Origin of the sequence: uncultured Campylobacter sp., assembly GCF_938040115.1 — a bacterium.
In the GTDB taxonomy this organism is placed as follows: Bacteria; Campylobacterota; Campylobacteria; order Campylobacterales; family Campylobacteraceae; genus Campylobacter_A.
In genome coordinates this window covers 1-2291 of record NZ_CALHXD010000226.1, presented here as the reverse complement: position 1 = coordinate 2291, position 2291 = coordinate 1, and the positions used below count along the sequence as shown (strand labels likewise).

The window sequence follows — 2291 nt, the reverse complement described above, 5'->3', positions numbered from 1 at the left end:
ATTCATCCAGCTTCATATCTTTTTGCTCCCTAGTCGTGCGGTCGCGCAGAGCGATAGCGCTATTTGCCACTTCGTTGTCGCCAAGTACGGCTATCATCGGCACTCGTTGCTTTTCAGCGGTACGGATGCGTTTGTTTAGGCTCTCGTTTTTGCTAGCGATTTCGCTATCTACGCCGATTTTGCGTAGCTCTTTGGCGACGGTTTTAGCGTAGTCTAGGTGCGCGTCGCTGATCGGCACGATGACTACTTGCGTCGGAGCTACGAAAAACGGTAGCTCGCCTCCCGTGTGCTCGATCAAAATGCCGATAAACCTCTCAAAGCTTCCCAGTAGCGCGCGGTGAAGCATGACGGGCTGCTGGCGCTCGTTATTTGCGTCGATGTAGCCCAGATCAAAGCGCTCAGGTAGGTTAAAATCGACCTGTATCGTGCCGCACTGCCATTTTCGCTTCAATGCATCGGTGATTTTGATGTCGATTTTTGGGCCGTAGAATGCGCCGCCGCCCTCGTCGATACCGTATTTAAAGCCGTTTTCGTCAAGCGCTTCTTTTAGCGCTTTGGTCGCCGTTTCCCAAATTTCGTCCCCGCCGATCGCTTTTGCAGGCTTGGTCGAAATTTCCATCTCGTAGTGGAAGCCGAAATTTTCCATTATTTTGCCGGCAAATTTTAAAATTTCTAGGATATTTTCTTTGATTTGGCTTGGCATACAAAAGATGTGCGAGTCGTCCTGGGCAAATTCGCGCACCCTGAAAAGTCCGTGTAAAACGCCGCTTTTTTCATGGCGATGCACGACGCCGTATTCGAAAAATTTAAGCGGCAAATCGCGGTACGAACGGATGTCGCTTTGATATACCTTGATGTGGCCGACGCAGTTCATCGGCTTTATGCCGTATTCGGCCTCGTCGATCGTCGTAAAGTACATATTTTCTTTGTAGTTTGCGTAGTGGCCGCTCTTTTTCCACACGTCGGCTTTTAGTAGCTCGGGGCCTCTAACCGGCTCGTAGCCGCGGTCGCGGTGGGCTTTGTATAAAATTTGCTCTAACTTCGAGCGCAAGCGTCCGCCGTTTGGCAACCAGATCGGTAGGCCGCCGCCGACCTCTTCGTCGAAGGTAAAGAGCTTCATCTCGACGCCAAGCTTTCTGTGGTCGCGTTTTTTGGCCTCTTCGATGATGCGGATGTGCTCTTTTAGGCTCTCTTTATCGGCAAATGCGGTGCCGTAAATACGGTTTATCATCTCGCGCGTTTCGTCGCCGCCCAGATACGCACCGGCTACGCGGGTTAGTTTAAAAAATCTTAAAAATTTGGTATTAGGTAGGTGCGGTCCGCGGCACAAATCCTCGAAATTTCCTTGCTTGTAGCTGCTGACTTCGCCCTCGGGGATGCGTTTTAGCACCTCTTGTTTTAGCTCGTCGTCTTTAAATTTATCGCTCATAAAGGCTTTTGTGGAGCTTGCTTTGACGATATCAAGCTTAGCTTCGGCTAGCTCTTTCATCTTGGCCTCTATCGCCGCTAGATCTTCGTCGCTAAGCTTGCTGTTGGCCTCATCGACCTTAAAATCATAATAAAATCCGTCCTCGACGTTTGGTCCGACGAAAAATTTAGCCTGCGGATAAAGCTCTTTGATAGCCTGCGCCATGAGGTGCGCACAGGAGTGCCTGATGACGTTTAGCGCGTCTGGGGAGTTGTCAAAATAAATCGGTTCTGCGGCGTTTTCTCGCCCGTTGATACTCTGAGTATCGACTATGTTTCCATCCAGTTTGTATGCGATGATATCGCTCATTTTGCGTCCTTTTTATCGAAACATCTTTCTTACGCTGAAAGAATTGGGCTTGATTTTAGCTAAATTGTTTTTAAGCTTTACTTAATGTTTTATTTGATTTGGGTTTAAACGGCGGTCAAATTTGAGTTTTGAATATAATAGAATATATTGATTAAATTTTAAATATTGTTAAATCGGTAATATTCTCAATATAATTTATTATATTTTAAGAAAACTAACGCTAATATTTCATCGAATGAATCATGCATTTATCTCGTCTTTGCATTGTTTTGATTCATTTTTCTCCCAAATTGCGCAAAGGAGTGGTTGCCTTTGCGCCTTAATCTTTAAATTTATTCCCAAAAAACCCGCACAAATTTGACGCCAATTAAGTTAAATTTTAGAAAATAAATATATTTTGGCTTTAGTTGGCAAATTTGACGTATTGGATTTACAGCCGAAAGATAAAGTGAAATTTTGAATCAAAAGAAGCAAAATGGTGGCCCCGAATGGACTCGAACCATCGACCACTACC

Annotated in this window: 1 protein-coding gene; it reads right to left on the bottom strand. The window is 45.6% G+C overall.

The genetic code is table 11. The annotated features are described in order from the left end of the window. On the bottom strand, window positions 1-1777 hold a 1777-nt coding region (gene thrS / locus Q0314_RS07575), incomplete at its 3' end, for a threonine--tRNA ligase (protein WP_298057940.1). Between the last annotated feature and the right edge of the window lie 514 nt (window positions 1778-2291).